The organism is Laceyella putida (assembly GCF_042665195.1).
GTDB classification, from domain to species: Bacteria; Bacillota; Bacilli; order Thermoactinomycetales; family Thermoactinomycetaceae; genus Laceyella; species Laceyella putida.
In genome coordinates, this window is sequence record NZ_JBHTBW010000006.1 from 307,869 (window position 1) to 333,303 (window position 25,435).

General features: G+C 48.9%; 17 protein-coding genes, 1 tRNA gene and 1 other annotated feature. Of the genes, 13 read left to right on the forward strand and 5 right to left on the reverse strand.

Annotated features, from left to right (window positions below; all coding sequences use genetic code 11):
• Nucleotides 1–12 precede the first annotated feature (12 nt).
• Together gyrB and gyrA are read left to right on the forward strand one after the other, a co-directional pair.
• A complete protein-coding gene (gene gyrB, locus ACFQNG_RS03215; RefSeq protein WP_379863393.1) occupies nt 13–1,926 on the forward strand; it encodes a DNA topoisomerase (ATP-hydrolyzing) subunit B in 1,914 nt (637 codons plus the stop codon).
• A gap of 31 nt (nt 1,927–1,957) precedes the next feature.
• Nucleotides 1,958–4,417, forward strand: a complete 2,460-nt coding sequence (gene gyrA / locus ACFQNG_RS03220; protein ID WP_379863394.1) for a DNA gyrase subunit A — start codon at nt 1,958–1,960, stop codon at nt 4,415–4,417.
• 9 nt (nt 4,418–4,426) lie between these two features.
• Here gyrA and ACFQNG_RS03225 read toward each other — a convergent pair whose 3' ends face one another.
• Nucleotides 4,427–5,536, reverse strand: coding sequence for a YaaC family protein (locus ACFQNG_RS03225; RefSeq protein WP_379863395.1), 1,110 nt, complete (start codon nt 5,534–5,536; stop codon nt 4,427–4,429).
• A gap of 917 nt (nt 5,537–6,453) precedes the next feature.
• Here ACFQNG_RS03225 and guaB point away from each other — a divergent pair.
• The 7 genes from guaB to ACFQNG_RS03260 all read left to right on the forward strand — a co-directional run bounded on the left by guaB (nt 6,454) and on the right by ACFQNG_RS03260 (nt 14,084).
• The gene (gene guaB / locus ACFQNG_RS03230) at nt 6,454–7,911 is read left to right on the forward strand and encodes an IMP dehydrogenase (RefSeq protein ID WP_379863396.1); all 1,458 of its coding nucleotides are present in this window, start codon (nt 6,454–6,456) and stop codon (nt 7,909–7,911) included.
• Between the two features lie 141 nt (nt 7,912–8,052).
• Entirely contained in the window at nt 8,053–9,294 is a 1,242-nt protein-coding gene (locus tag ACFQNG_RS03235; RefSeq protein WP_379863397.1) for a D-alanyl-D-alanine carboxypeptidase family protein, read from the forward strand.
• Nucleotides 9,295–9,394: 100 nt separating this feature from the next.
• Nucleotides 9,395–10,285, forward strand: coding sequence for a pyridoxal 5'-phosphate synthase lyase subunit PdxS (gene pdxS, locus ACFQNG_RS03240; protein ID WP_379863398.1), 891 nt, complete (start codon nt 9,395–9,397; stop codon nt 10,283–10,285).
• A 12-nt stretch (nt 10,286–10,297) separates the two neighbouring features.
• Nucleotides 10,298–10,888 carry a pyridoxal 5'-phosphate synthase glutaminase subunit PdxT gene (pdxT, locus tag ACFQNG_RS03245; RefSeq protein ID WP_379863399.1) on the forward strand — a complete coding sequence of 197 codons (591 nt, stop codon included), beginning with the start codon at nt 10,298–10,300 and terminating at the stop codon, nt 10,886–10,888.
• Between the two features lie 31 nt (nt 10,889–10,919).
• Nucleotides 10,920–11,144 (forward strand) — a binding site (T-box leader).
• Nucleotides 11,145–11,186: 42 nt separating this feature from the next.
• The gene (serS, locus tag ACFQNG_RS03250) at nt 11,187–12,467 is read left to right on the forward strand and encodes a serine--tRNA ligase (RefSeq protein WP_379863400.1); all 1,281 of its coding nucleotides are present in this window, start codon (nt 11,187–11,189) and stop codon (nt 12,465–12,467) included.
• Nucleotides 12,468–12,583: 116 nt separating this feature from the next.
• Nucleotides 12,584–12,673, forward strand: a tRNA-Ser gene (locus ACFQNG_RS03255).
• 298 nt (nt 12,674–12,971) lie between these two features.
• Nucleotides 12,972–14,084 carry a hypothetical protein gene (locus tag ACFQNG_RS03260; RefSeq protein WP_379863401.1) on the forward strand — a complete coding sequence of 371 codons (1,113 nt, stop codon included), beginning with the start codon at nt 12,972–12,974 and terminating at the stop codon, nt 14,082–14,084.
• A gap of 740 nt (nt 14,085–14,824) precedes the next feature.
• On the opposite strand, the gene ACFQNG_RS03265 is transcribed toward ACFQNG_RS03260, so the two are convergent.
• Nucleotides 14,825–15,535, reverse strand: a complete 711-nt coding sequence (locus ACFQNG_RS03265; protein WP_379863402.1) for a DUF421 domain-containing protein — start codon at nt 15,533–15,535, stop codon at nt 14,825–14,827.
• Nucleotides 15,536–16,351: 816 nt separating this feature from the next.
• On the opposite strand from ACFQNG_RS03265, the gene ACFQNG_RS03270 reads away from it, so the two are divergent.
• From ACFQNG_RS03270 to ACFQNG_RS03285, 4 genes are all read left to right on the forward strand, one after another.
• A complete protein-coding gene (locus ACFQNG_RS03270) occupies nt 16,352–17,320 on the forward strand; it encodes a poly-gamma-glutamate hydrolase family protein (protein WP_379863403.1) in 969 nt (322 codons plus the stop codon).
• 342 nt (nt 17,321–17,662) lie between these two features.
• Nucleotides 17,663–19,888 (forward strand): immune inhibitor A domain-containing protein, encoded by a 2,226-nt coding sequence (locus tag ACFQNG_RS03275; RefSeq protein WP_379863404.1) that lies wholly within the window; start codon nt 17,663–17,665, stop codon nt 19,886–19,888.
• Nucleotides 19,889–20,137: 249 nt separating this feature from the next.
• On the forward strand, nt 20,138–21,118 hold the full coding sequence (locus tag ACFQNG_RS03280; RefSeq protein ID WP_379863405.1) for a trypsin-like serine peptidase: 981 nt from the start codon (nt 20,138–20,140) through the stop codon (nt 21,116–21,118).
• A 181-nt stretch (nt 21,119–21,299) separates the two neighbouring features.
• Nucleotides 21,300–21,833, forward strand: a complete 534-nt coding sequence (locus tag ACFQNG_RS03285) for an NAD(P)H-dependent oxidoreductase (protein ID WP_379863406.1) — start codon at nt 21,300–21,302, stop codon at nt 21,831–21,833.
• A 115-nt stretch (nt 21,834–21,948) separates the two neighbouring features.
• Here ACFQNG_RS03285 and ACFQNG_RS03290 read toward each other — a convergent pair whose 3' ends face one another.
• The 3 genes from ACFQNG_RS03290 to ACFQNG_RS03300 all read right to left on the reverse strand — a co-directional run bounded on the left by ACFQNG_RS03290 (nt 21,949) and on the right by ACFQNG_RS03300 (nt 25,257).
• On the reverse strand, nt 21,949–22,335 hold the full coding sequence (locus ACFQNG_RS03290; protein ID WP_379863407.1) for a hypothetical protein: 387 nt from the start codon (nt 22,333–22,335) through the stop codon (nt 21,949–21,951).
• A gap of 821 nt (nt 22,336–23,156) precedes the next feature.
• Complete coding sequence (locus tag ACFQNG_RS03295; RefSeq protein WP_379863408.1) at nt 23,157–24,617, reverse strand: sensor histidine kinase; 1,461 nt, start codon at nt 24,615–24,617, stop codon at nt 23,157–23,159.
• On the reverse strand, nt 24,595–25,257 hold the full coding sequence (locus ACFQNG_RS03300; RefSeq protein ID WP_379863409.1) for a response regulator transcription factor: 663 nt from the start codon (nt 25,255–25,257) through the stop codon (nt 24,595–24,597). The genes ACFQNG_RS03295 and ACFQNG_RS03300 overlap by 23 nt, the downstream gene beginning before the upstream one ends.
• Between the last annotated feature and the right edge of the window lie 178 nt (nt 25,258–25,435).

The window sequence follows — 25,435 nt, forward strand, 5'->3', positions numbered from 1 at the left end:
AGGTGACCAAACGTGTCCGTAAATAAAACCAATTATGATGAAACACAAATTCAAGTGCTTGAAGGGTTGGAAGCTGTACGAAAGCGTCCCGGGATGTATATCGGTTCCACGTCGAGCCGGGGCTTGCACCACTTGGTGTGGGAAGTGGTGGATAACAGTATTGACGAAGCGTTGGCGGGCCGATGCGATACCATCCATGTCATCGTCAATGAGGACAACAGCGTCACTGTCATCGACAACGGTAGCGGGATTCCGGTCGGGATTCAACCCAAACTGGGGCGGCCGGCGGTGGAGGTCGTGTTGACCGTGTTGCACGCCGGCGGGAAATTCGATGGCGAAGGATACAAATTCTCCGGCGGGTTGCACGGGGTGGGGGTATCGGTCGTAAACGCCCTGTCCGAGTGGCTGGAAGTGGAAGTCAAACGGGAAGGGAAAATCCATCGTCAACGGTACCGCCGTGGAGTGCCGGAACATGATTTGGAAGTCGTGGGCCAAACGGAGGAAACGGGAACGACCATTACGTTCAAACCGGATGCCACCATTTTCACCGAAACGACGGTGTATGATTACGACATTTTGCAAAACCGCCTCAGGGAGTTGGCCTTCCTCAACCGTGGCGTGAAGATCATTCTGGAAGATAAGCGCGGTGAGGGGAAACAAGTGGTTTTCCAATACGAGGGCGGCATTCAGTCGTTTGTGGAACATTTGAACCGCAACCGTGAAGTCTTGCATGAACCGCCGATTTACATCATGGGCGAGAAAGAATCGATTCATGCGGAAATCGCCATGCAGTACAATGATTCCTTCTCTTCCAACATCTATTCGTATGCCAACAACATCCACACGCATGAGGGTGGGACCCACGAATCCGGGTTTAAGTCGGCATTGACACGTGTTATCAACGATTATGCTCGCCGAAACAACATGTTGAAGGATAATGACAGCAACCTGACCGGTGATGATGTGCGCGAAGGGTTGACGGCGATCATCAGCGTGAAAATTTCCGATCCGCAGTTTGAGGGGCAAACCAAGACCAAGCTGGGCAACAGTGAGGCGAGAACGGCGACGGAGCAATTGTTCACGGAGCACTTCCAAACCTATCTGGAGGAAAATCCAGCTGTGGCCAAGAAAGTGATCGGCAAGGCGGTCATGGCCGCGCGGGCCCGGGAAGCGGCGCGGAAAGCGCGTGAATTGACCCGCCGCAAGAATGCCCTTGAAGTAAGCTCATTGCCCGGGAAATTGGCTGATTGCACTTCCCGCAATGCGGCGGAGAGTGAGCTGTTTATCGTAGAGGGGGACTCCGCGGGCGGTACGGCGAAACAAGGGCGTGACCGCATGTTCCAAGCGATTCTTCCCCTTAGAGGTAAAGTGCTCAACGTTGAAAAGGCCCGGATCGACAAAGCGTTGTCCAACGAAGAGATCCGCACCATCATCACCGCGCTTGGCACCGGCATTGCCAACGATTTCAATATAGAAAAAGCGCGCTATCATAAAATCGTTATCATGACAGACGCCGATGTGGACGGAGCGCATATCCGCACGCTTCTCTTGACGTTCTTCTATCGCTATATGCGTCCGCTGATTGAACATGGCTATGTGTATATCGCACAACCGCCTTTATATAAAATCACGCAAGGAAAAACGATCCGCTATGCGTATAATGACCGGATGAAAGAACAAATCCTCAAGGAACTCGAAGGAAAGAACGGAAAAATCGAGATCCAGCGTTACAAAGGGTTGGGCGAGATGAATGCGACCCAGCTGTGGGAGACGACGATGGATCCGGAATCCAGAACGCTCTTGCAGGTATCCCTCCAAGATGCGATGGATTCCGACGAAGTGTTTGAAATGCTGATGGGAGATCGGGTTGAACCACGGCGCGAGTTCATTCAAGAATTCGCGAATCAGGCTACTCTTGATGTATAGAGCAGTGGGTAAGTAGCGGGGAGATGAAAAAATGGCAGATATGCAAAGGATACAGAAAATAAATATCAGCCAGGAAATGAAAACCTCTTTCCTGGATTACGCGATGAGCGTCATTGTCAGCCGTGCTCTTCCCGATGTGCGCGATGGGTTGAAGCCTGTGCATCGGCGAATTCTCTATACGCTGTATGAATTGGGAATGACACCTGACAAGCCGTATAAGAAATCGTCTCGTGTCACCGGTAACGTCACTGCGCAATATCACCCCCACGGGGATGTGGCGGTATATGACGCGATGGTACGGATGGCCCAGGATTTTTCCTATCGCTATCCGCTTGTCGACGGGCATGGGAACTTTGGATCGATTGACGGCGATCCCCCGGCGGCGATGCGTTATACCGAGGCGAGAATGGCGCCGATTACGCTGGAAATGTTACGGGATATCCAGAAAGATACGATTGATTTTGGTCCCAACTACGACGGGCAACAAGAAGAGCCGCTTGTGTTGCCGGCCCGTTTCCCCAACTTGATCGTGAACGGGGCATCGGGAATCGCTGTAGGAATGGCCACCAACATTCCGCCGCACAACCTGCGTGAAGTGATCGACGGAATCTTGATGCTCCTGGACAATCCGGAAGCGACCGTAGAGCATCTGATGAAAGTCATCAAAGGGCCTGACTTCCCAACCGGGGGGATCATCCTTGGGTATGAAGGTATCCGCAAGGCTTTCCGCACCGGTCGGGGCAGCATCCAAATCCGGGCCAAGACGCGCATTGAAGAAGCTGGCAATGGCAAAATGCGCATTATTGTTGAGGAATTGCCTTACCAAGTGAACAAGGCGAAGCTGGTTGAAAAAATCGCCGAATTGGTGCGGGACAAAAAGATTGAGGGCATCACCGATTTGCGTGATGAATCCGACCGGAACGGAATGCGAGTCGTGATTGAGTTGCGCCGTGATGTCAATCCCCGCGTCGTCCTCAACAACTTGTACAAACACACCAGCCTGCAAACCAGCTTTGGAGTAAATACCCTGGCCCTTGTTGATGGGCAACCGCGTGTCCTCAACCTGAAAGAGGTGTTGCACTACTACATTCTTCATCAGGTGGAAGTGATTCGCAGACGGACCCAATTCGATCTCAACAAAGCGGAAGAGCGGGCCCACATCTTGGAAGGGTTGCGGATTGCGCTTGATCATATCGATGAAGTGATCGCCTTGATCCGCGCATCCGCCACCACGGCTGAAGCGCGAACCGGCTTGATGGAGAAATTTGGCTTGAGCGAGAAACAAGCGCAAGCGATCCTCGATATGAGATTGCACCGCTTAACCGGTCTGGAACGGGAAAAAATCGAAACCGAATATCAAGAGCTGCAAAAACTGATTGCGGAGTTGCGGGCCATTTTGGCTGATGAGAACAAAATCCGCGGCGTCCTGCGGGAAGAGATCATCGAGATTAAAGAAACCTATGGGGATGAGCGCCGCACCATGATCAAGGTGGATGAGGACAACATTGAAGAGGAGGATCTCATTCCTGAAGATGAAGTCTCGATCATGATGACCCATCGTGGCTATATCAAGCGGATGCCGCTGTCCACCTACCGCGCCCAACGCCGTGGCGGCAAAGGAATCACCGGAATGGGAACACGCGATGATGACTTTGTCCAACATATGTTTGTCACGCATTCGCATAACCACTTGCTCTTCTTCTCCAACAAAGGGAAGGTATATCGCTTGAAAGCGTACGAAATTCCCGAGTTGGGGCGGACGGCCAAAGGCACCGCGATCATCAACTTGATCCAGATTGACCAAGATGAGCGGATTCAAGCGATCATTCCTGTGAAGGAATTCGCCGCCAACCAGTATCTCTTCTTCTGCACCGCCGAGGGAGTCGTGAAGAAGACCGCTTTGAGCGAGTTTGAAAACATTCGGCGCAACGGCCTGTTTGCCATCAACTTGCGCGAAGGGGACGAACTGGTCGGCGTCCGCTTGACGGACGGGGAACAAGAAGTCATCATGGGAACGAAAGGCGGAATGTCGATCCGTTTCCCAGAGATGGAAGTGCGGGAAATGGGTCGTTCGGCCACCGGGGTGAAAGGAATTACTTTGGCGGAGGATGACCGTGTCATCGATATGGATATTGTCATTCCCGACAAGAATGTGATGATCGTCACCCGCAATGGCTACGGCAAACGCACGCCGATTGAAGAGTATCGTGTGCAATCGCGCGGCGGGAAAGGGATTAAGACACTCAGCCTGACTGAGAAAAAAGGCGATGTGATCGGTCATAAAGTGGTTTCCGATGATGAAGACTTGATGATCGTCACCCAATCGGGCATTGTGATTCGCCTCAATGTGAAAGACATCTCTGTGATGGGCCGATATGCGCAAGGCGTGAGATTGATTAAACTGGATGATGATGAAGTATCGGCTGTGGCGAAAGTGCAAGCCGAAGATGATGAAGAGATGGAAGCTCCGGCGGCTCCAACGGAAGAATAAACTTAAGTGTTAATGAGCCCGCAAGATGAGCTTTTCCTCGGCGAAAGCTGTCAGCATCAATTGCGCAAACTTGCGGGGCACCAACTCAAGCAATTCATGGATGATGATTTGCTCGGCCTGTTGGTTGTCCAACATGATTTCTCCCCACAGGGGCGGATCATATCGACATAACATGCTGAGGGAAAACAATAGCATCAAATGAACCAAAATCTCCGGCAACGGAGCGACTGGGCGATCATTACCTAACCACAGGTAAAGATCGCCTTTTTTGTTTTCATAAAACCAAGGGTGATGGAAACTCACACAAAGGGACTCCGTTGTGGATAAGGAGGGAAAACCCGGATGGGGTGGCAAGGGATTGTCCACAACCACAGTGGATAGACCCTCTTCATCACATGCGCAATGCAGCGTCAGATACCCATCGTAACCTCTGGATGTGGACAGGGAAAAGAGCCCATGCCTTGCCTGGTTTAATTTATCAACAAGACGTTCAGCGCTGAGATGGAAGTGATCCAGCACCTGTTCGGGAACATGGAGAAGGAGGCCTGCGCCGGAACGGGTAAAAAAGACGCGGGCCAAACTCTTTTGTTGAAAAAGTCGGTGATAAGTGGGATGCAAATCGGGTATAAAACTAAACAACTCTTTGGCTGTGTAGCTTTCCCCCGTCATGGGCGGGAGGTTCCATTCCTCCGCAACGAGGGGAAACAACCCTTCTCGTTGAATCTTAATTTCATCTTCACAGAAACGGAAACGCTCCCGTTTTCGTTTGCGGGTGGAAAGCCCATGACGCAAAACCGCCGTATTCTGCGGATAATCCGGAATGCGCGTTAAGAGCCACGCTTTGAGCATGCTCATCATCCCGTAATACAGCAAGATGGGACGGACCCAAGGGTGGTTAGTCTGGCTTTCTTTGATGAGGGACGTGGCTTGGTTGATATAGGAAGTGAAGGCGGGAACATTGCGATAGGCCAGACGATCCGGCTGGTTGAAAGGGCGTCGGCTGTAAGCGTCAATCAGATAACGGCGGGCGGTTTCCTCGTTTTGTAATAACATGTACTCCGTCCATATCCATTGCTCGGGGTTTTCTGTGCAGATGCATTTGATTGACTTCCTGATCATGTACCTTCACCTCCTATCGTCTTGTGCTTTCCCTTATTGTAAGGAAAAAAATTGCATGCTATAACAAAAGGGAAGCTGGGAAGAAAAAACGAGAAGAGTAGGCTTTGCTCTTTCTGCTTTCATTTTGTTTGGATGGGGAACCCTACCGCTCCAAGATTTGGCCAATCCACCTCGCCTCGCAGACGGTACATGGGCTTGGCAACCGCCACCCATGGGGCGCTGCCTTTTTGTGAGCCTTGGCAAAACACCAGGAATCATCGACATCTTTTCATTTACGCGAACGGATCTAACGATTGCAAAGGCACACAAACCGAAAAGGGGGAACCAATATCCGGGAATCGTCACCGACGGCTACCGATCCATTGAGGAGCAAGCGGAACTTGTTCCCCGGAAGGTGGACATACTACAAAAAAGAGTTTTAGTGGCCCCATGGGGGGGAGTCCCGTGGCAGACCGTTTGTTTGCGCCTTTACCAATATCCCATTTGATTAAATGGGAACAACACATGCAGGGACTTCACTTGCGACAGAATATGAAGGTGGAGAAAGAGCGATGCGCCCGATGACATCCCAGACGAATCAAGCCGGGGTTGGTACGGGGGATTGGCAGTGGGAGTTGCCTTGTTGGTGCGGAAAGTAGTGATAAAAGAGAAAGAGGTAACCATTTCCAGGGAAATACATGCTGAAAACCTTTTATGATAACAACTATTGGCGAGTCAATCCGAAGCTTAAGGTGGCTGAATGGATGTCCAAGTGATTCACAAGTTATCCACAATTCATCCATAGTTATGCACAGTTCTTGTGGATAACTTGTGAAGAAAAGTGAAAAACCAATGTTCAATCGGTGGATTCTTGACAGTATTGTGTAAGGCTTGTTAAACTTGCAAGAAAAACTCAGGGCCAAAGGGGATAGCGAGGTATGTGGGAAGAGAAATTTGCTAAAGAGGGTTTCACATTTGACGATGTGTTGTTAGTTCCGTCCAAGTCGGAAGTTTTGCCGCGCGATGTCAGTGTGGCGACCAAACTTTCGGAAAAAGTGCAGTTAAACATTCCTTTGATCAGTGCCGGCATGGACACCGTCACCGAATCGGCGATGGCGATTGCCATGGCTCGCCAAGGTGGCATCGGAATCATTCATAAAAACATGAAGGTCGAAGAGCAAGCGGAAGAAGTGGATCGGGTAAAACGCTCCGAAAGTGGCGTCATTACCAATCCCTTTTATTTGACGCCAGAACATAAGGTGCACGATGCAGAGGAGTTGATGGCCAAATACCGCATCTCGGGTGTGCCGATCGTTGATGAAAACCGTAAATTAGTAGGCATCCTCACCAACCGTGACCTGCGTTTTGTACGCAACTACTCTACCCTCATTTCCGAAGTGATGACCAAAGAGAATTTGGTTACCGCGCCAGTGGGAACAACGCTTGCTGAAGCGGAAGAGATTCTGCAACAGCACAAGATTGAAAAATTGCCGCTGGTTGATCAGCATGGCATTCTCAAAGGACTTATCACCATTAAAGATATTGAAAAAGCCACTTTGTTCCCCAACGCTGCCAAAGATAGCCAAGGCCGCCTGTTGGTCGGGGCGGCGGTCGGCGTGTCCAAAGATACGATGCGTCGCGTGGCCGCGTTGGTGGAAGCGGAAGTGGATCTGGTTGTGGTGGACACAGCGCATGGCCACTCCAAAGGCGTTTTGGATACCGTCCGCACCTTAAGAGAACAATACCCAGACCTCGTTATCGTTGCCGGAAACGTCGCGACCGGGGAAGGGACCCGCGACTTGATTGAAGCGGGAGCCAGCGTGGTGAAAGTGGGGATTGGCCCTGGATCAATCTGCACCACACGCGTCGTAGCGGGAATCGGTGTGCCACAGATCACCGCGATTTACGATTGCGCGAGTGTTGCCCGCCAATATGGCGTGCCGATTATTGCGGATGGCGGAATCCGTTACTCCGGCGATATCGTCAAGGCGTTGGCCGCGGGAGCGGATGCGGTGATGTTGGGCAGCGTATTCGCCGGTACCGAAGAATCCCCAGGCGAAACGGAAATCTTCCAAGGCCGCCGCTTCAAAGTGTATCGCGGCATGGGATCGATCGGGGCGATGCAAGCGGGAAGCAAAGACCGTTATTTCCAAGAAAACGAGCAAAAATTGGTTCCGGAAGGCATTGAAGGACGGGTGCCATACAAAGGACCATTGGCCGATACCGTATATCAACTCGTTGGGGGCATTCGGGCTGGCATGGGATATTGCGGCACGGCAACCCTGACAGAACTGAAAGAGAACAGCCGCTTCATCCGCATCACCTCCGCTTCTTTGCGCGAAAGCCATCCGCATGATGTGCAAATCACCAAAGAAGCGCCAAACTACCACCTGTAAACGTCGGTTTTGTGAACAAGCAGATCTTTTCTGCTTGTTCATTTCTTTTTGCCCCGCATTTCTGATATATTTAGTATCAGGATTAAGTCAGTTTGAATAAAAATGTTAATTTTACAACACCATTGTTATGGAGATAGAGAAATGAACCATATGCGTGCTGCGCGAATTGTCGCGCTTTCTGTTGTGCTGTGCGTGTCCGTCCTCCTCAGCTCGCCGACGGGGACCTGGGCTGAGGGAATGGCTCCAAAGGTAAAAGCCAAATCCTATATTTTAATGGATTTTGACTCTGGCGCGATTCTGGACGAATACAAGGCGGATGAAAAGAGAGCTCCGGCCAGCATGACCAAGATGATGTCAGCCTTTGTCGTGCTGGACAAGATCAGCGAGGGACAATTGAGTTGGAATGACATGGTGACCGTCAGCCCCCGAGCCGCCAAAATTGAAGAGGCCCAAATATTTCTCAAGCCGGGTGAACAGGTGCCCGTAAAAGAACTGTTTACGGCGATGCTGGTGTACTCCGCCAATGACGCGACAGTGGCGCTGGCGGAACATGTGGGTGGTTCCGAAGAAGCCTTTGTGGAGATGATGAACCAAAAAGCAAAAGCGTTGGGCATGGTACATACTCATTACCGTTGCGCTTCCGGATTGGATATGCACCTGTATCCCGATCCGCCCAACGTGCCTGGCGAGCATGTGATGTCAGCACAGGATTCGGCGATTTTGGCCCGGGAACTGATCAAAACTTACCCCGAAGTGTTGAAAACCACTTCCATGCCGAACGCCACCTTTTTGCAAGGGACGGACCACGCCCAGAAAAAACCGAACTGGAACAAGATGTTACCCGGATTTAAGCATTTTTACGATGGCGTCGATGGACTGAAGACCGGACATACGAATGAAGCGGGTTATTGTTTTACAGGGACGGCCAAACAACGGGACTACCGGTTGGTTACGGTGGTGATGGGCACCGCTTCTGACGATGCCCGGTTCAGTGAGACCAGCAAGTTGCTGGACTATGGCTTCGGCTCTTTTCAACCCACTGAACTGGTGGCTAAGAATGGAAAAGTGGCGGGAAAAGAAACCCTCGCTCTGCCCAATGGCGTGGAACGGACAGTGCCGGTCGTCGCCAATGAAAAGATCTTGATTCCCACACGAATCGGCGAAGAGGGAAATTACACCATCCAGGTTCAGTTTAAGCAGGGCATTCAGGCTCCGCTCAGCAAAGGGGATGTGGTGGGCGAAGCGAGAGTGCTGTACAAAAACCAGCCAGTGAAAGGTGTTGCGCCGATTCAGATGGTAGCGGCCGTGCCGATGGAAGAGGCAAGTGATTTCCAACTCTTTTTCCGTAAAGCGGGAGATACAATCAAAAGCTGGATTAACTAGGTTGTTTTCAAATGGTTATATTTATTTATAATAAATGAGAGAGGAAAGGTTGGTATTTTTTCTCTCAACCACTTATTTAAGGCTATAGGGGGCAATAACGATGACAACTCGCCAGACAGGAACTGATCGTGTAAAACGTGGAATGGCAGAAATGCAAAAAGGCGGCGTGATCATGGACGTCGTCAATGCCGAACAAGCGAAGATCGCCGAACAAGCGGGTGCTGTAGCGGTTATGGCGCTCGAGCGCGTTCCTTCTGATATTCGTGCAGCCGGTGGCGTGGCGCGCATGGCTGACCCAACAGTGATCGAAGAAGTGATGAATGCGGTAACGATTCCCGTGATGGCGAAAGCGCGGATCGGCCATTTTGTGGAAGCGCGTCTCTTGGAAGCGATGGGAGTAGACTACATCGACGAAAGCGAAGTGCTGACGCCGGCAGACGATCTGTTCCACATCGATAAATCACAATTCACCGTGCCTTTTGTCTGTGGCGCACGTGACTTGGGTGAAGCTTTGCGCCGGATTGGCGAAGGGGCTTCGATGATCCGCACCAAAGGGGAACCGGGCACGGGGAATATCGTGGAAGCGGTCCGCCATATGCGCATGATGCAAAGCCAAATCCGCAAAGTGAAAAGCATGTCACGCGACGAGTTGATGGCAGAGGCCAAACAGCTGGGAGCGCCATTTGAGTTATTGCTCCAAATCCATGAAACCGGCCGTTTGCCAGTGGTAAACTTTGCGGCGGGCGGTGTGGCGACACCGGCCGATGCGGCATTGATGATGCAACTGGGCGCGGACGGGGTATTTGTGGGCTCGGGTATCTTCAAATCGGAGAACCCGGAGAAATATGCCAAAGCGATTGTTCAAGCGACAACCCACTATGAAGATTTCGCACTGATTGCCGAAGTCTCCAAGGGATTGGGTGAGCCGATGACCGGTCTGGAAATCTCCAAACTAAGCGCAGCTGAACGGATGCAAGAGCGTGGTTGGTAGGAGGTTTCGGCGATGAAGATTGGTGTATTGGCCTTACAGGGAGCGGTGCGTGAGCATATCCGCCTGCTTGAATTGGCTGGCGCGGAAGCGGTGGCCGTCAAATACCGCCATGAGTTGGCCGATTTGGATGGATTGGTGATTCCTGGCGGGGAATCGACCACGATCGGCAAATTGATGCGGCAATATGAATTGAACGAACCCATCATGCAGATGCATCAACAAGGGAAACCGATCTTCGGCACATGTGCAGGATTGATCATGATTGCCAAGCAAGTGGAGAATTTGGAACAACCCCACCTGGACCTGATGGATATTGTGGTAAAGCGCAATGCCTTTGGGCGCCAAAGAGAGAGCTTTGAAGCCGACCTGGAGATCAAGGGTGTGGCGGATACGTTTCCGGCGGTTTTTATCCGGGCCCCTTATGTGGAGAAAGTGGGAGCCGGGGTCGAAGTGTTGTCCACCATTGATGGCAAAATCGTAGCCGCACGTCAAGATCGGTTGCTGTGTGCGGCGTTCCATCCCGAATTGACCGATGATGTCCGGTTCCATGCCTATTTTGTTGAAATGGTACGGGAATCGATGGTTACAAATACGGCAAAATAGGATATAATATAGAATAACTTTTTATACGGAGCGAGTCGCGAAGAAAAGGAAGAGTAGCTGTAGGATTCTGGCTCAGAGAGGCGATGGATGGTGCAAATCGCCCCGAATCGACAGCGAATCCACCTTGGAGCGAGGCATGACCGTGGGCTTGTCCCGCCTAAGTGCCGCCGGAGCGAGCCGTTATCTCGTTAGAGTGGACTTGTAAGCCTTGGCTTATGGTCAATAAGGGTGGCAACGCGGGCCTTCCGTCCCTTCTGAGGATGGAGGCCTTTTTTATTTATTATGGGGAGGTGTCTTGATGTTAGATATCAAGTTGCTGCGCAGCCAATTGGAAGACGTCAAACAACGCTTGGAAACACGGGGGGGCGATTTGACCAGCTTAAACGCGTTTGTCGATCTCGACCAGCGCCGCCGTGAGTTGATCCAGCAAACGGAACAGCTAAAAAACCAACGCAACGTGGTTTCAAAAGAGATTGCGGAGAAGAAAAAGCGCAAAGAGGATGCGGAGGCGCAGATTTTGGAGATGCGTCGCGTGGGGGATGAGATCAAGCGGTTGGATGAAGAACTGCGCCAGCTGGATGAGCAGATGGAGGGATTGCTTCTGACCTTGCCCAATGTGCCGCATGAAAGCGTGCCGGTGGGCGCTTCGGAAGAAGAAAATGTGGTGGTTCGCGCCTGGGGGGGGATTCGAGAGACCGGCTTCGAGGTGAAGCCCCATTGGGAGATCGCGGAGCAATTGGACATCCTTGATTTTGAGCGGGCGGCCAAAGTGACCGGATCGCGGTTTGTGTTTTACAAAGGCTGGGGTGCGCGCCTTGAGCGGGCTTTGATCAACTTCATGTTGGATCTGCATACGGCCGAACATGGGTATACGGAAGTGATTCCGCCTTATATCGTCAACCGTCAGGCGATGACGGGAACGGGGCAATTGCCGAAATTTGAAGAGGATGCCTTCAAACTGGCGGATAACCAAGACTACTTCTTGATCCCCACCGCGGAAGTCCCTGTGACAAACTACCATGCGGGCGAGATTTTGCCTGGTGAAGACTTGCCCAAATACTACACCGCTTTCACGGGTTGTTTCCGTTCGGAAGCCGGTTCCGCCGGCCGGGATACGCGTGGGTTGATCCGTTTGCACCAGTTCAACAAAGTGGAGATGATCAAGGTGGTGCATCCGGAAGCGTCGTACGACGAACTGGAAAAAATGGTGGCCAACGCCGAAAGGGTGTTGCAACTGCTGGAGTTGCCATATCGTGTCAGTGCCTTATGCACAGGAGATTTGGGTTTTAGCGCAACCAAGACCTATGACTTGGAAGTGTGGATGCCAAGCAATGGCCAATATCGCGAGATCTCTTCGTGCAGCAATTGCGGCGATTTCCAAGCGCGTCGCGCCAACATTCGCTTCCGCCGTGATGCGAAGGCAAAGCCGGAGTTTGTGCATACACTCAATGGTTCCGGCTTGGCGGTGGGCCGCACCGTGGCCGCGATTCTGGAGAACCATCAACAAGCGGATGGCACGATTCGCATTCCCCAAGCACTGCAACCCTACATGGGCGGTTTGGAGAAAATAGGAAAATGAGAGGGGTGGGAGCGGTTTTCCCTTTGCATCTCCGCTCCTCGCCCATTTTCCACTTTCATTTGACAATCGCAAAAAAATCTGTATAATTAATATCTGTAGCTCGTGATATCTGCCGTGGAGAGGTGGTCGAGTGGTTTAAGGCAGCGGTCTTGAAAACCGCCGATGTCGTGAGGCATCCGTGGGTTCGAATCCCACCCTCTCCGCCATAAGAGACAAAAAACGCACTTGCCGTTCATGCACGGCAAGTGCGTTTTTTGTGTTGGTGACCGTGCTTTCAAACAGGCGTTGCCAATGGCAAAACATTTGTTTCTCTAAATCAAATGCTGTTTATGGGTAGTAATATGGTGAACTTAGTGAATATAAACAGAAAAATGATTGTCTATACGAAATATATAAATGAAAGGGTGTTTGAGGAGTAGATGCATCTGCCGTCGATCTTTTAAGCAGTATCAATCGTGATAACGATTGAGCAATCCCTTATCAACCCGGAAAGGGATGAAGAATTTGAGAAAATTTCTCTCATTGGCGATGACATGGCTGCTTGTATTTACAGTGTTGTTGTTAGGAACTCCTGTATGGGCAACTGAAAATGACGCTGCAACACGTTATAACCTGACAAGTGATTGTCGTCCGGATGACCAAACCGTTAAACTTCGCATTACCAATGACAGTGATCAAGATGAAAACTATATGTTGTCCTTGCATGGTGGCAGTGAGAAATTTGCTGGAATAGTGAAAGCACATGGCAACGCGGAACAGATCGTGCCATGGAAATCTGCATACGATACTTGGATTCTTGAAATCGCCGGTCAACAAGTGACGAAAGCTGTTGGGGACAGTCCAAAATGCGAGACGGAAGGACCAACTCCTGAACTTACGATAACAGGCGACGGCATGGGAAATGTGTTTGCCAATATGACTAACGCGAAAGAGGCAAAGGGTACGTGGACTTATCTAATTGAAGATTATACTCCCATCATTCATCAGGGGGTAGAAGGACTGAGAGATGAAGCTAATTTTGAACATTATTTATCTCCAATGGTTCCTGAAGAAACGTTTAGCGTAACAGTTATTTTTGAAGGGGTTGTAGATGGCAAAGCAGGGTTTAAACTAACTGGTACAGTCAAACTTAAAGTGAAGGTACATCCCCATCAGTATGAAATGGCTTATCAGTATAAGTTTGAAGATTGCAAACATAAGATTGGCGGACAAGTATTGGGGGCAAAAGAGATTAGCACCTGGTGGGAAATTGAAATCTATAAGCAAGATGGGACACGTGTCGCAATCAAGGATCAGATGGGGAGCCGCAGTACATCATTTTCGGCGGAGTTTGATGTAGTGCCAGTAGGTAAATATACAGCAAGGATCGCATTAGTGCCTGATTCAACCTATATAGATCGTAAGCCTGGATTTGCAATCGCCACATTTCCATTAGAAGTGACAGAAAAACAATTTAAGGCTTGCAAATCTACTCCTTTAAAACCCCCAGCTATAGGTAACCCAAGGGAAGGTGGACCGCTACCCAAGACCACTACAGTCTATCCCATCGCCGCCATTGCAGGGGGTGTGGTGCTCTTGGTAGGTGTAACCCTTCTCAAATTCCGCCGCGCCGCTTAAGAGTTCGAATCCCACCCGCTCCGGCAAACAAACAGAAGCCGTCCTACCATCATGGTGGGGCGGTTTTTTTTGAGAATGTGCCTATCTTCATTTCACTTTAAGGAGCATTCCCGTTCATGGGATGAAGCGGCTTGTCATCTATCGGCGGCCAGTTCAAACCTCTACTCTTTAAGCGGTTCCGTTTTTTACTGACGCACCTTGTCGAGGATTGATTCATAAATCCCCATGCTGTGTCCGTGAATGTGGCTCAGTTCCGATTGCAACAACTGAGTCAGCATGTTCCGTTCTTCTTCCGTCCATTCTCCTTTGCGATCGCGAAGTTTTTGCTGTAATTGACGGATGGGATGTAATTCCTGTTCCTACGCGGAATGCTCATCGGCATGCGCATAGAGCCGCTGTACCTCCGCTTGTTCCTCTTCAAGCAAAGTGGCCAGCATATCCATCTCTTCAACCGTTAATTGCACGGCCCCAACCTCCATTCATCAATCTGGAAATAGTATCTGCATGGCCTGGCTAAATTAATACAAGCAATTCCATGAAGGGATCGAGCGCTTTTTAAGTCAGCGGTCTTGAAAACCGCCGATGTCGTAAGGCTACCGTAGGAGCGAATCCCACCCTCTCCGCCAAATGATAAAGAAGTCGTTCAAAACCTTTTCCTTGTATATTGGGCATAACGTGTGAGTAAGTATGGCAATTTAGTCTTCGTGTGAATTACAAACGGGTATTTCTCTTTATCGACTTTATTCTTGATCAATAGGTTTAGAAATACGATCATTATATAAATCAAAATACAGCTGACCATTTGTACCCATCACAGCATAGCAGACATCTTTTACATTCAGTCCGCGTTTGAGTAGCTCTTGAAATAACCAGTCTGTTGAAAGTTGTTTCTGAATCAAATTTTTTTCGACTATTTCACCATCCATAATTAGTTCAACTGGAATCTTTTCAACTAATGGAGTAACGATCGATAAATCTTTTTTCGTTATATGACGATAATGGGGCTTTTTCAATACAGATAAAGACCCATCGATTTCAACCATTGCAACCTCTACTTCTTCAATATTAAATATATCTTTTTCACGTAATCCATGATTTAAAGAATCCAACGTATATTTTAATTTTTTCATATTGTGTTCTAGTATTTTTCCATTTTCAATAACAACAGTTGGTTCTCCAGATATCCATTTTCTGGCTTTTCGGTTTCTTAATGCTATTAAAGCCAACAGAAAAATGATACTACTCATAATCAACAAAGAGATGACAAAATGCCAAGAATTTATTTTTATATTGAACGCCATATTTCCAGCAATGGTTCCCAATGTAATCGAAGCTATAAAACCGTGATAAGTTTTTTGAGCAATCGTTTGTTTGCCAAGTATACATGTAAAAGACCAGAGCAAGATAAATGCTACGAAGGTTCGAATAATCACTTCGATATTGTCAGACATCAATTTTTCTCCTTTATTTTACTTGGGATAAATGACTACAATAATACAAAAGTAGTTTATCCAGTTAGAGGAACAATATGTCTGATTATCTTGAAATCATCCTTCGTATGGTCGGAACGTTTCTTATAGGCCCATGGAAGCCCTGTATCGAATCACTCCATTTCTCAATAAGGATTTTATTTTGGCTTAAAATTGAATTGGCATAATGATCGTACGGATAACCTAAAGGAGCTGTCGTTATGAAAACGAAAAGTACGACTTTTATTGTTGTAAATGGAAAAAAGATTAAGCTGACAAAAAAACAATACGCTCTTCTCATAAAGAACTAAAATCATCGCCTTGGAAAGAAGATTTCGAACATCATACACCCTCTTGATGTCCCTCATAACCAGAGACAGAACATGTCTGACTGGTATGGGTTTTTCCATGACATTTAGGTGGTTCCGGCTTGACTTAATTTTTGGGCTAATTATTTTCCGACTATTACAAAAGATCGTGCGGTTGAAATGGAATGATTTAGATCCATTGGTTTGCAAATAAAAGAAGATAAATCTGTCAGCCACTCTCTATGGGGGGGAGTCGCTTGTTCATTGCCGTAACAAGGTAGATCGGCGTTCAAGTCCTTATTGATCAGCTGGATCTCCACCATGAAGTTTTGGATATAGTTTGCGTTGTAGAGCAGCGTCCATTGCGCTAATTGTTTTTGGTAAGCGAGAAGGGGAATTCGATAATTTTTAAATTTTATTTTTGGTTGAATTTGTATATAATACAACATCATTGTCTATAGAATAATCAGTGAAAAAGGAGCTTTGCACTATGAAAAAAATGATGATCCTTGCTGCGCTCGGGGTGATCCTTGGTTCCTTTTCTTGGAACTCTGTTTATGCGGAAGATACATATGCGAATTACGCAGACTTGGCTGCCCATGAACAATTGGGAGTAGATTACTCTATTCGTAGCAGAACGACATCTAGCCAGGCGGCGATCATCGCTATTCATGGAGGGAAAATAGAGCCTGGCACTTCACAAATTACTGAGAAAATCGCCGGTGATGACCATAATCTTTATCTGTTTGAGGGAACAAAATCGGCCAATAATCACGATTTGCATATCACCTCTACCCATTTTGATGAGCCGACGGCGGTCAAATTGGTCGCCAAGGCGCACAAAGTCGTTTCTGTACATGGTGCGGATGGCGATCAACCCATTGTGTACTTGGGTGGGAAAAATGAAGCGCTGAAAGATAAGATCAGTCAATTGTTAAGCGAGAAAAATTTTGTGGTCAAACCGCCTCTCGATGGAATTGCGGGTACGGAAGCGACGAACATCTGTAACTTAAACCGGACGCAAGCAGGTGTTCAATTGGAGTTAACCCGTGCGTTAAGGGATGAACTGGTAAGCAGTACGGATAGAATGAATGACTTTGCGACGGCGGTGAGAAATGCCATTTCCGCCGTGCCGGCCAATTCGGGCAGGGTGTTTGATTTTGATGCAGATTCATTTACTTCTTCCACCTATTTGAATGGCGGAAAAGTATTTTATGTGGACTCGTCAGACTATATCTTGGGAATACAAAATCCGAATAACACCAGTGACACGATTACCGTTCGCTTTAATATCTATGATCAGAATAACAAACTCGTTCTCTCAAAGACCAAGACGAGCCAGTTTCGCGAAGGTTATTTTAAACATGTTTTTACAGGGTTGCCCACGGGATATTACAAGATCGAAATGGTGAATCTGTATAAGCAATCTGCCTATATCCATGCCGGTCTGCACTATTGAGTCCGATACAGATGCCGTTCCTCATCATCAATGGGGACGGCATTTTCTTTTGGCTCATTCCACTTGTAACAATATTAAGAATGGATATGAAATGCATAAATGATTCGTTTGTTGCCTATTAAGATCGTTCTTTTCTTGTCTTACGTGTTGTCAGAGGAGATATTCAATGATGTTTTATATAGTCAATATTGTTATTTAAATAATATTATTTTAATTTGGTCTACTATTTAAATATAATGTAGTTAGAATTATTTACTCTATACTGACTGAGGGGTCTAATGTGTCTGGTTTTAATTAGCAGAGGTTCGAAATGTAAATAATTCGCAAAAGAGTTTGGAAAGGGTGACAACAGTGAAATTGAGCAAAACGATGGTAGGCATGCTATCTTCCGCCCTTGTCATCAGTGGTTTTGCGAGCGCGCCGATGGTCTTGGCCAAACCGACCACCCCAGGTCAACATGAGAAGCATATCGATTGGGCAAGCGTCGATGTGGAGCGATTGTCCAAAGCATTGGTAGAACAAGGTATTGTGAGCAAACGGGCTAGCGAGCAAGAGTTGGAAAAAGCGGTAGAATCTTATGTGGAAGAGAACAGCATCGAAGGCGGCATTGACACGTCCACCTCTTTCGGTAAAAAAGCGCAACGGGGTCTGGAACGCGTCCAGAGCCGCCAAGCGAAAAAAGCGAATGAAAGTGCATCCGCCACCTTTGGCAAATCGGCTCATAAAGATAACATTGTCTTGGCTTTGGTTGAATTCCCCGATTATAGCCATAACCGCATGAAGGAAGAACCAGGCTACCTATATACGAAGGACTTCAATCCAAGCCACTACCAAAACATGCTGTTTAACCAAAAGGGATACACCACACCGGAAGGATTGAAACTGACAACCATGGCCCAATATTATTTGCAGCAATCGGGCGGCACTTGGACGGTTGACGGCGTGGTTACCCCTTGGTTCCAATCAGAGCGCACCGCGAAAGAGAATGATGCGGATCCGCGCGGATTGGTTGTGGAAACATTAAGCCAAGTGGGGGAAGCGATCAAAGGGAAGGAAGCGCAATATGACCAACGCGATCCCTATGACATTGACCAGGACGGCAAAGTGATGGAAGCGGATGGCATGTTGGACAACCTCATGCTGGTCCACGCCGGTGTGGGTGAAGAGGCGGGTGGCGGAGAGCTGGGCGAAGATGCGATCTGGTCCCATCGCTGGACGCTGAGACAACCAACCGCCATCCCAGGCACTTCTCTCAAGGCCTATGATTACATGATTCAACCGGAAGACGGCGCGGTCGGCGTGTTTGCGCACGAATATGGCCACAACTTGGGATTGCCTGATTTGTATGACACCACCAATACCGGACTGGGCTCCCCTGTGGGCACATGGTCCCTGATGTCCGGCGGCTCTTGGAACGGGAAAGTGTCCGGAACGGAACCGGTCGGATTTGATCCATGGTCCAAACTGTACTTACAAGCCACTTATGGCGGGAAATGGATCGCCGCTAATGAAATCGACCACAACCAACTCAGTGATGACTTGGTGGTCAAGGTAAATGAAGCAGTTAGCTTAAAACCGGAAAACAAAGTGGTGAAAGTGAATTTGCCAGACGTGGAGAAAAAGCCGCCAACCCAACCAGTGGGCGGGAAATTCGCTTATTTCTCCGACATGGGAGACAACCTCAATACCAGCATGGTTTCCAAAGAGATCGATTTGACCGGTGCGCAAGCGGTCAAGCTTCGCTTCGACTCCTGGAGACAAATCGAGACCGGTTATGATTACCTGTATGTGAATGTGATTGATGTGGCCACCAACCAAAAACAAACGGTCAAAGCGTTTGATGATGACACCAAAGGCATTTGGGTGAAAGAAGAAATCGACTTGTCGGCTTTCGCCAATAAAAAGATTAAAGTCGAGTTTAACTATGTCACGGATGGCGGGTTGGCGATGGAAGGCTTCTACGCTGACAATATCGCGGTGGAGGCCGATGGCAAAACCGTCTTCGCCGATGATGCGGAAGCCGACCTGCAATTCTCCTTGTCCGGCTTCAGCCATTTCGACGGCAAGGGCAAGTTGTACCCAAATTATTACCTGATTGAGTGGCGCACGCACCATGGCGTGGACAAAGGGCTCGCGAATCTGCGCCGCGGCAGCAGCTTCATCACCAGTGACCCGGGCATGCTCGTATGGTACGTGGATGGCCGCTACCTCGATAACAACACCAGCGCCCATGTGGGTTATGGGATGGTTGGGGTGGTGGATGCCCATCAACGTGTCCATTACTGGAACAACGACCTGAGCAAACCGGCGAGCGACCGTTACCAACTGGTGGACGCCGCGTTTGGCTTTAAGAAAACGTCCGCCATTCACATTGACCAATACGCCACCTTTGGATCCATGCACTATAAGGGATTGCCGGGGGTATCCACTTTCTACGACGGCAATGATTACACGCTCAAAGGAGCACCTGAGGTAGGGAAGATCCTGCCGAAATACGGTTTGCAATTCAAGCTGAAGAAAGTGTTGAAAGACGGGAAGTCTGCGCTCATCAAGCTTTCCAAGCAATAAGGCGTCACATGAAGCCCCGCCCATCGCCAAGCGGGGCTTTTTATATTGGGCGATACTAACTGTCCATAAGCCGTCCGATCAGCAAGATACGGACGGCTTTTCCTTTTCCGTATGACTTTTGCGGGGAGGCGCTGTTGGAATCGGTTGTTTCGTCGACAAAACTTCCCATAAAAAGCGGATTGCCTTTAAATGTTTGAAAATTTATAATTGAGTTGTAATTATTGCATATTTTTCCAAGAGGTGTTGTCCATGTCCAAGAAAAAAGGAATTCGTTTCACTTTGTTGAGTCTTGCAATGGTTGTAGCGTTGGTTACCATGGTTTCCGCCCACCCCGCTTCAGCCGCATGGAGCGATAAAGAAGAAGTGGCTGATCCCCATCAATCCGTGTCCAGAAGTGGACAAGCCGTGATTATGCGGGATCATGCCTTTGATGATGTGGTTAAGACCAAAGATGGGGCATATGCCAAGGGGGCCAAAGGGACGGGGATGGCCCGGCCCGAACAGGCGGCACCTTCTGGGCCCGTGTCGGTTAAGGATATGGGATACAAGGAGCGGGAATCGATCATCGGGCGGGATGACCGGACCCAGGTGACGAATACTGGGGAGTACCCTTATCGTGCGATTGTCTATATTGAGTTTGAAGTGGATGGCAATCGGGCATCTTGCTCCGGCTTTCTCATCGATCCGGATACGGTGGCCACGGCGGGGCATTGCGTCTATGATCCCGAGCGGAAGCGGTGGGCCGAAAAGGTGAAGGTATACCCAGGCCGAAATGGTTCCGATGCCCCTTATGGTTATGCGGAAGAGGTGGACCTTTACACCGTTGACGGCTGGAAGAATCAAGGCGATGAGAACTTTGATTATGGAGCGATCAAGTTGAATCGGGAGATAGGGAATGAAGTGGGTTGGTTTGGATATCGCTGGCAATCCAACACATTGGTGGGAACGAAAGAGAATATCAGCGGCTATCCGGGGGATAAGCCAACAGGGACGCAATGGCAGCACAGCGATGAGATACGCCAAGAAACCGCAACCAAACTTTTCTACGCCAATGACACGTATGGTGGACAGAGCGGTTCACCCGTGTATAACGGGACCGATTTTCCTGACTGTGGCATCTGTGCGATCGCGATTCATGCCTATGGTACCGGATGGGATCGCCCATATAACAGCGGGACACGGATGAACGAATCCATCTTCAATAATCTGACCAACTGGAAAAATCAATAAACGGGAATGCGAGAGAGGCCATGGCGCCTCTTTTTTGGTTCTGTTGGATAAGTGAACAGGGGGATGGCGAGAACGGGAGGATTAACTTCAAGAATAAAAGGTTATAGTTCGAAAGGTTAATTAATTATTGTTAAAATAGATTCATATTACAGCGCTTAGTTTGGCAAAAGGAGAAAGAGACATGAGAGCATTAGTGATCGTAGCCCATCCTCATTTGGAAAAATCAAGAGTGAACCGCCGTTGGGTGAATGAGCTGAGAAAACAGAACCCGCGCTGGGTAACTGTGCATGAACTATATAAAGAATATCCTGATTTCCGGATTGATGTTGAGCGCGAACAAGCCTTGCTGACGGCGCATGACCGCATTGTCTTGCAGTTTCCGATTCAATGGTACAGTACGCCCGCGTTGCTTAAACAGTGGCAAGACGATGTGTTGACTTACGGGTGGGCCTATGGATCAAACGGGAACAAGTTACATGGGAAAGAGTTGATCATCGCCTTTTCGGCGGGGGGAGGGGCGGATACCTATCAAGCCGGCGGATTCAACCAATTTACCATTGATGAGTTTTTGCGCCCATTGCAACAAGTGGCCAATCTGACTGGAATGAAGTTGCTACCGTATTTCCGCTTTTATGGTGCGTTTCAGGTTAGTGAGGAGCAGTTGGAATTAAGCGCCAAATATTATGTGCAATACATATTCCATCAAAACAGTTGATATAGAAGAGAGTGGATGGCGCCGAAAGACGCCTCTGGCAGGGTGGGTGATATGCTAACCCCGGCAGGGGCGTCTTTTCGCTTGAAAAAGGGATGGTGACAATTGATAATCGCTGTTAAAAATGGATTTCCACCCCGAGGCTGTGGGTAAACAAGTCAGCTGTCGTCAAAACCAAACTGCCCAGCAGGAGCGAAGGGAATGGATCCATGTCGAATCCTTCGATAAAAGCGGAGATGCCTCCGAGCATAAACAGGTTGATGAAGAAGACCGAGAGGTTAAATACCCAAAAGAAAGTGGCCCATTTTACCCGAATGGAACGGTCTTCGATAAAAAAGGGAAGGAAGATGAGCACGGTAAACCCACCAAGAATATAACCAACCAAGCGGATGGCCGCCACAGCGAGTGCGGTGCCCAAGCCGGCCACTTCAATGCCTTGCGTCCACAATCCGAGCAAGAAGATGACGAGCGTGCTGAAAAGCAACTGATAGATCGCTTTGGTCAAATCCCAATAAGCTGTGATAAATCATCACCCTCCCAGAATGAGATGGACACGCTATGAGTACTTTTTCTACACGGGGGAATAAAAATCTTTCTTATCATTTAATTAAGCGGTTGGCGATTTTATGCCGATATCCATAGGATGATGAAAAAATCCGCCCGAGGTTTCGGACGGATACAACATACATGAGGAAAGGTTTGCATGTTCCGGATTTAATGGATTCAGTTAATGAGACGACAAATGTTTTCCTTAACCGAATGGGTGGTTCCAATTTGTTGGCGCTTGACAAAATTCTTGCGCTTCCCCCTTTTTGAGTATCCATCTTGAGACTCCACACGGCTGAAGCTGTGGGATTCTTGGGTAGTTAGCGCACTCAATCCATTTCTGCTTCGTGCAACTCCCAAGTTCAGGGCTGTCTCATCAGCCCGTCCCATGCAGTTCTACAACTCATGTTGCATGTACCCACATGGGTGGAACACCTGTTACCGGCGTTCTAGCTCCGTTTCACTCACTCTCATGATTTTACCCAGTGGGAGAGATTGGTTCGCCACTGGAACCCCATATCATGACGTACAGAGCCAGTGGGATGAGCACCGCTCATGCGTTCGATTGTACTGAATATTGTTTCTCTTAGCAATCCCATAAAGGGATTACCGAGCAACGCTGTCTTTCATCCCACGATTGAAACCGTGGGCTTTCAGCCAGCCAGCAAAAATCTGTAAAGGTTTCGTATGGAGTTGGGGTGGAGTTGTGATGTGCTTGTCATGAAATCTTCGAAGAACTTGCTGAGTCGCCCACAGACAAAAAATGAAGCCCACCGTCCTTCAATCGGGTCGTGATGAGGCGGGGAAGCGAATGGTAAACAGGACCCCGTCAGCGGTATTGGCGAGCTGGTAGGGAAAACGGTGGACTTCCAAAATGCGCTTCACAATAAACAAGCCCAATCCACTTCCCCCCGTGCTGCGGTTCCGTGATTTCTCCAACCGCGTGAATGCTTGAAAGAGGCGTTCTATCTCCTCTTCATCAATGTGTGCGCCCGTATTGCCCACGCGAAGGCAGATCCCCTCTCCCGTGTCCGTGAGCGAAACCGTGACGGTCGCTTCTTCCGGCGCGTATTTGATGGCATTATCGATAATGTTGGAGACGGCTTTTTCCAACCACGTGGGATCCGCTCTGACATAGACGGCGGGCTGGATGTCCGTTTGCAAATGGATTCGTTTACTGCTGCTAAAGTAATCAAACCGTTTGATCACGCCTTCCACCAGCTCTGACAGGTTCAGGGGTTCCAGCTTTAAGGCGAAATCGACCATTTCCAACTTGGACAATTCCAAAATCTCGTTTACCAATCCGCGCAACTCTTGCATGATCTCGTAAGAGCGTTGCAAATATTTATCCCTGTCGCGGTAGGCCCCGATATTGTGAATCATGCCCTCCAACTGGCCCATTACGGCAGTAATCGGCGATTTCAGCTCATGGGAGATGGTCGCGAGGAATTCCCGCCGCTTGGCTTCCAGTTCCCGCTCCCGTTGGATGTCGTCTTTCAGCTTGGTATTGGCCTTGGTCAGATCGGACATCGTCGCTTCCAGATTGCGGGACAATTCATTGAGGCTTCGCGACAACTCACCGATTTCGTCTTGGGCTCCTTCTTCGCACTGTTCGCTGAAGTCGAGTTGCGCCATGCGTTTGGCCACTCGATTGATGCGCAAGAGGGGCTGGGAGATCACCTTAGCGTAAAGCATCGCACCGCCGAGGGAGATAAGCAAGATAATCAAGCCGACATAGGGCATGAACATAAAAATGGCATCAGACGCTTCATCGATCGGTTGCATGGTTACACTGATGAAGGCGATATAGGTTCCGTCCAGAAAGGTGAGTGGTTTCTGGGCTGTATAGATCCGTTCACCCTTTGTTTCGTCGGAGTGAAAGCGCTCCTGTGGGGGGGGAGTCAACAGATCGGCAGGCAACTGTTTGAGTTGAATATAGACAGGTGGACGGTAAACCACACTCCCCTGCACATCGACAATCAGCAATCCCGCGTTATATTGTTCGGCAAAGGTGTCCAACGTCTCTTGCGCCTCGGTGATCGGAATGGAAGCGACCTGGGTCTTCAGTTCCTTGAAGCCATTTTCCAACCTGTTCGTTTTGTATTGATAGTAATAAGAGGGAAGGAGAAAGTAAAAGAGCAAGAAAATGAGTAAGGTCGAGACAAATAATAACAAGCTGGTAATGATAAAAATCTTGCCAGTAATGCCTTGCCTCAGTTTATTCACCAATTTTGTATCCAATCCCCTTTACCGTTTGTATATAGGGAACCCCCAATTTCTTGCGCAGATTTTTGATATGCGTATCGACGACGCGGGGATCGCCGTAGAAGTCGTAGCCCCACACTTGGTTCAATAACGCTTCGCGGCTTAAGACTTTGCCGCGGTTGCGCAAGAGCGCATGCAGGATTTCAAATTCCTTCGTCGTCAAATCCATCTTTTGCTGATGAAGGGTGACGGTATACCCGTCCGCATCTAGTTTCAGCTCTTTATAGTGGAGCTGCCGGGATGGTTGTGCCTGATGCGCGCGTCGCAGTACGGCCTCCACGCGTTTGATCAGGACATTGAACGAAAACGGCTTGGAGATATAGTCGTCTACACCCAACTCAAACCCTTTGATTTGATCGGGTTCTTCCCCCAGTGCGGTGAGCATGATAATCGGCACTTGCGATTTGTTGCGGATCATCTTGCAGACGCTATGCCCGTCCAGATTGGGGAGCATCACATCCAAAATGACCAAGTCATACGGCTTTTCCTGAAACATGCGAATTCCTTCAAGCCCATCGCTGGCGACGGCAACCTCATAATCCTGTGACTGCAGAAATTCTTGAATCAACTCTTGAATATCCAGATCATCTTCGACAACCAAGATGGAATAAGACATTTGTCGGTTTTCACCTCTTTGTGAAACGATTATAGCGTGTCCACATGGAGTTTGTGTGAAGGGACATCTTCCATGGTTTACCCTGTTTTAGATTGATGGAAAACCGAATGGAAGTGATGATCGACAGGAAACAATCCCCAGAACGAAATTCACCCACAGGGAACAGGCAAAACCTCTT

Excerpts from the sequence above, each read along its gene's own strand:
- gyrA (WP_379863394.1), top strand. The coding sequence starts at position 1,958 with ATGGCAGATATGCAAAGGATACAGAAAATAAATATCAGCCAGGAAATG.
- ACFQNG_RS03225 (WP_379863395.1), bottom strand. The coding sequence starts at position 5,536 with ATGATCAGGAAGTCAATCAAATGCATCTGCACAGAAAACCCCGAGCAA.
- guaB (WP_379863396.1), top strand. The coding sequence starts at position 6,454 with ATGTGGGAAGAGAAATTTGCTAAAGAGGGTTTCACATTTGACGATGTG.
- ACFQNG_RS03235 (WP_379863397.1), top strand. The coding sequence starts at position 8,053 with ATGAACCATATGCGTGCTGCGCGAATTGTCGCGCTTTCTGTTGTGCTG.
- pdxS (WP_379863398.1), top strand. The coding sequence starts at position 9,395 with ATGACAACTCGCCAGACAGGAACTGATCGTGTAAAACGTGGAATGGCA.
- pdxT (WP_379863399.1), top strand. The coding sequence starts at position 10,298 with ATGAAGATTGGTGTATTGGCCTTACAGGGAGCGGTGCGTGAGCATATC.
- serS (WP_379863400.1), top strand. The coding sequence starts at position 11,187 with ATGTTAGATATCAAGTTGCTGCGCAGCCAATTGGAAGACGTCAAACAA.
- ACFQNG_RS03265 (WP_379863402.1), bottom strand. The coding sequence starts at position 15,535 with ATGTCTGACAATATCGAAGTGATTATTCGAACCTTCGTAGCATTTATC.
- ACFQNG_RS03270 (WP_379863403.1), top strand. The coding sequence starts at position 16,352 with ATGAAAAAAATGATGATCCTTGCTGCGCTCGGGGTGATCCTTGGTTCC.
- ACFQNG_RS03280 (WP_379863405.1), top strand. The coding sequence starts at position 20,138 with ATGTCCAAGAAAAAAGGAATTCGTTTCACTTTGTTGAGTCTTGCAATG.
- ACFQNG_RS03285 (WP_379863406.1), top strand. The coding sequence starts at position 21,300 with ATGAGAGCATTAGTGATCGTAGCCCATCCTCATTTGGAAAAATCAAGA.
- ACFQNG_RS03300 (WP_379863409.1), bottom strand. The coding sequence starts at position 25,257 with ATGTCTTATTCCATCTTGGTTGTCGAAGATGATCTGGATATTCAAGAG.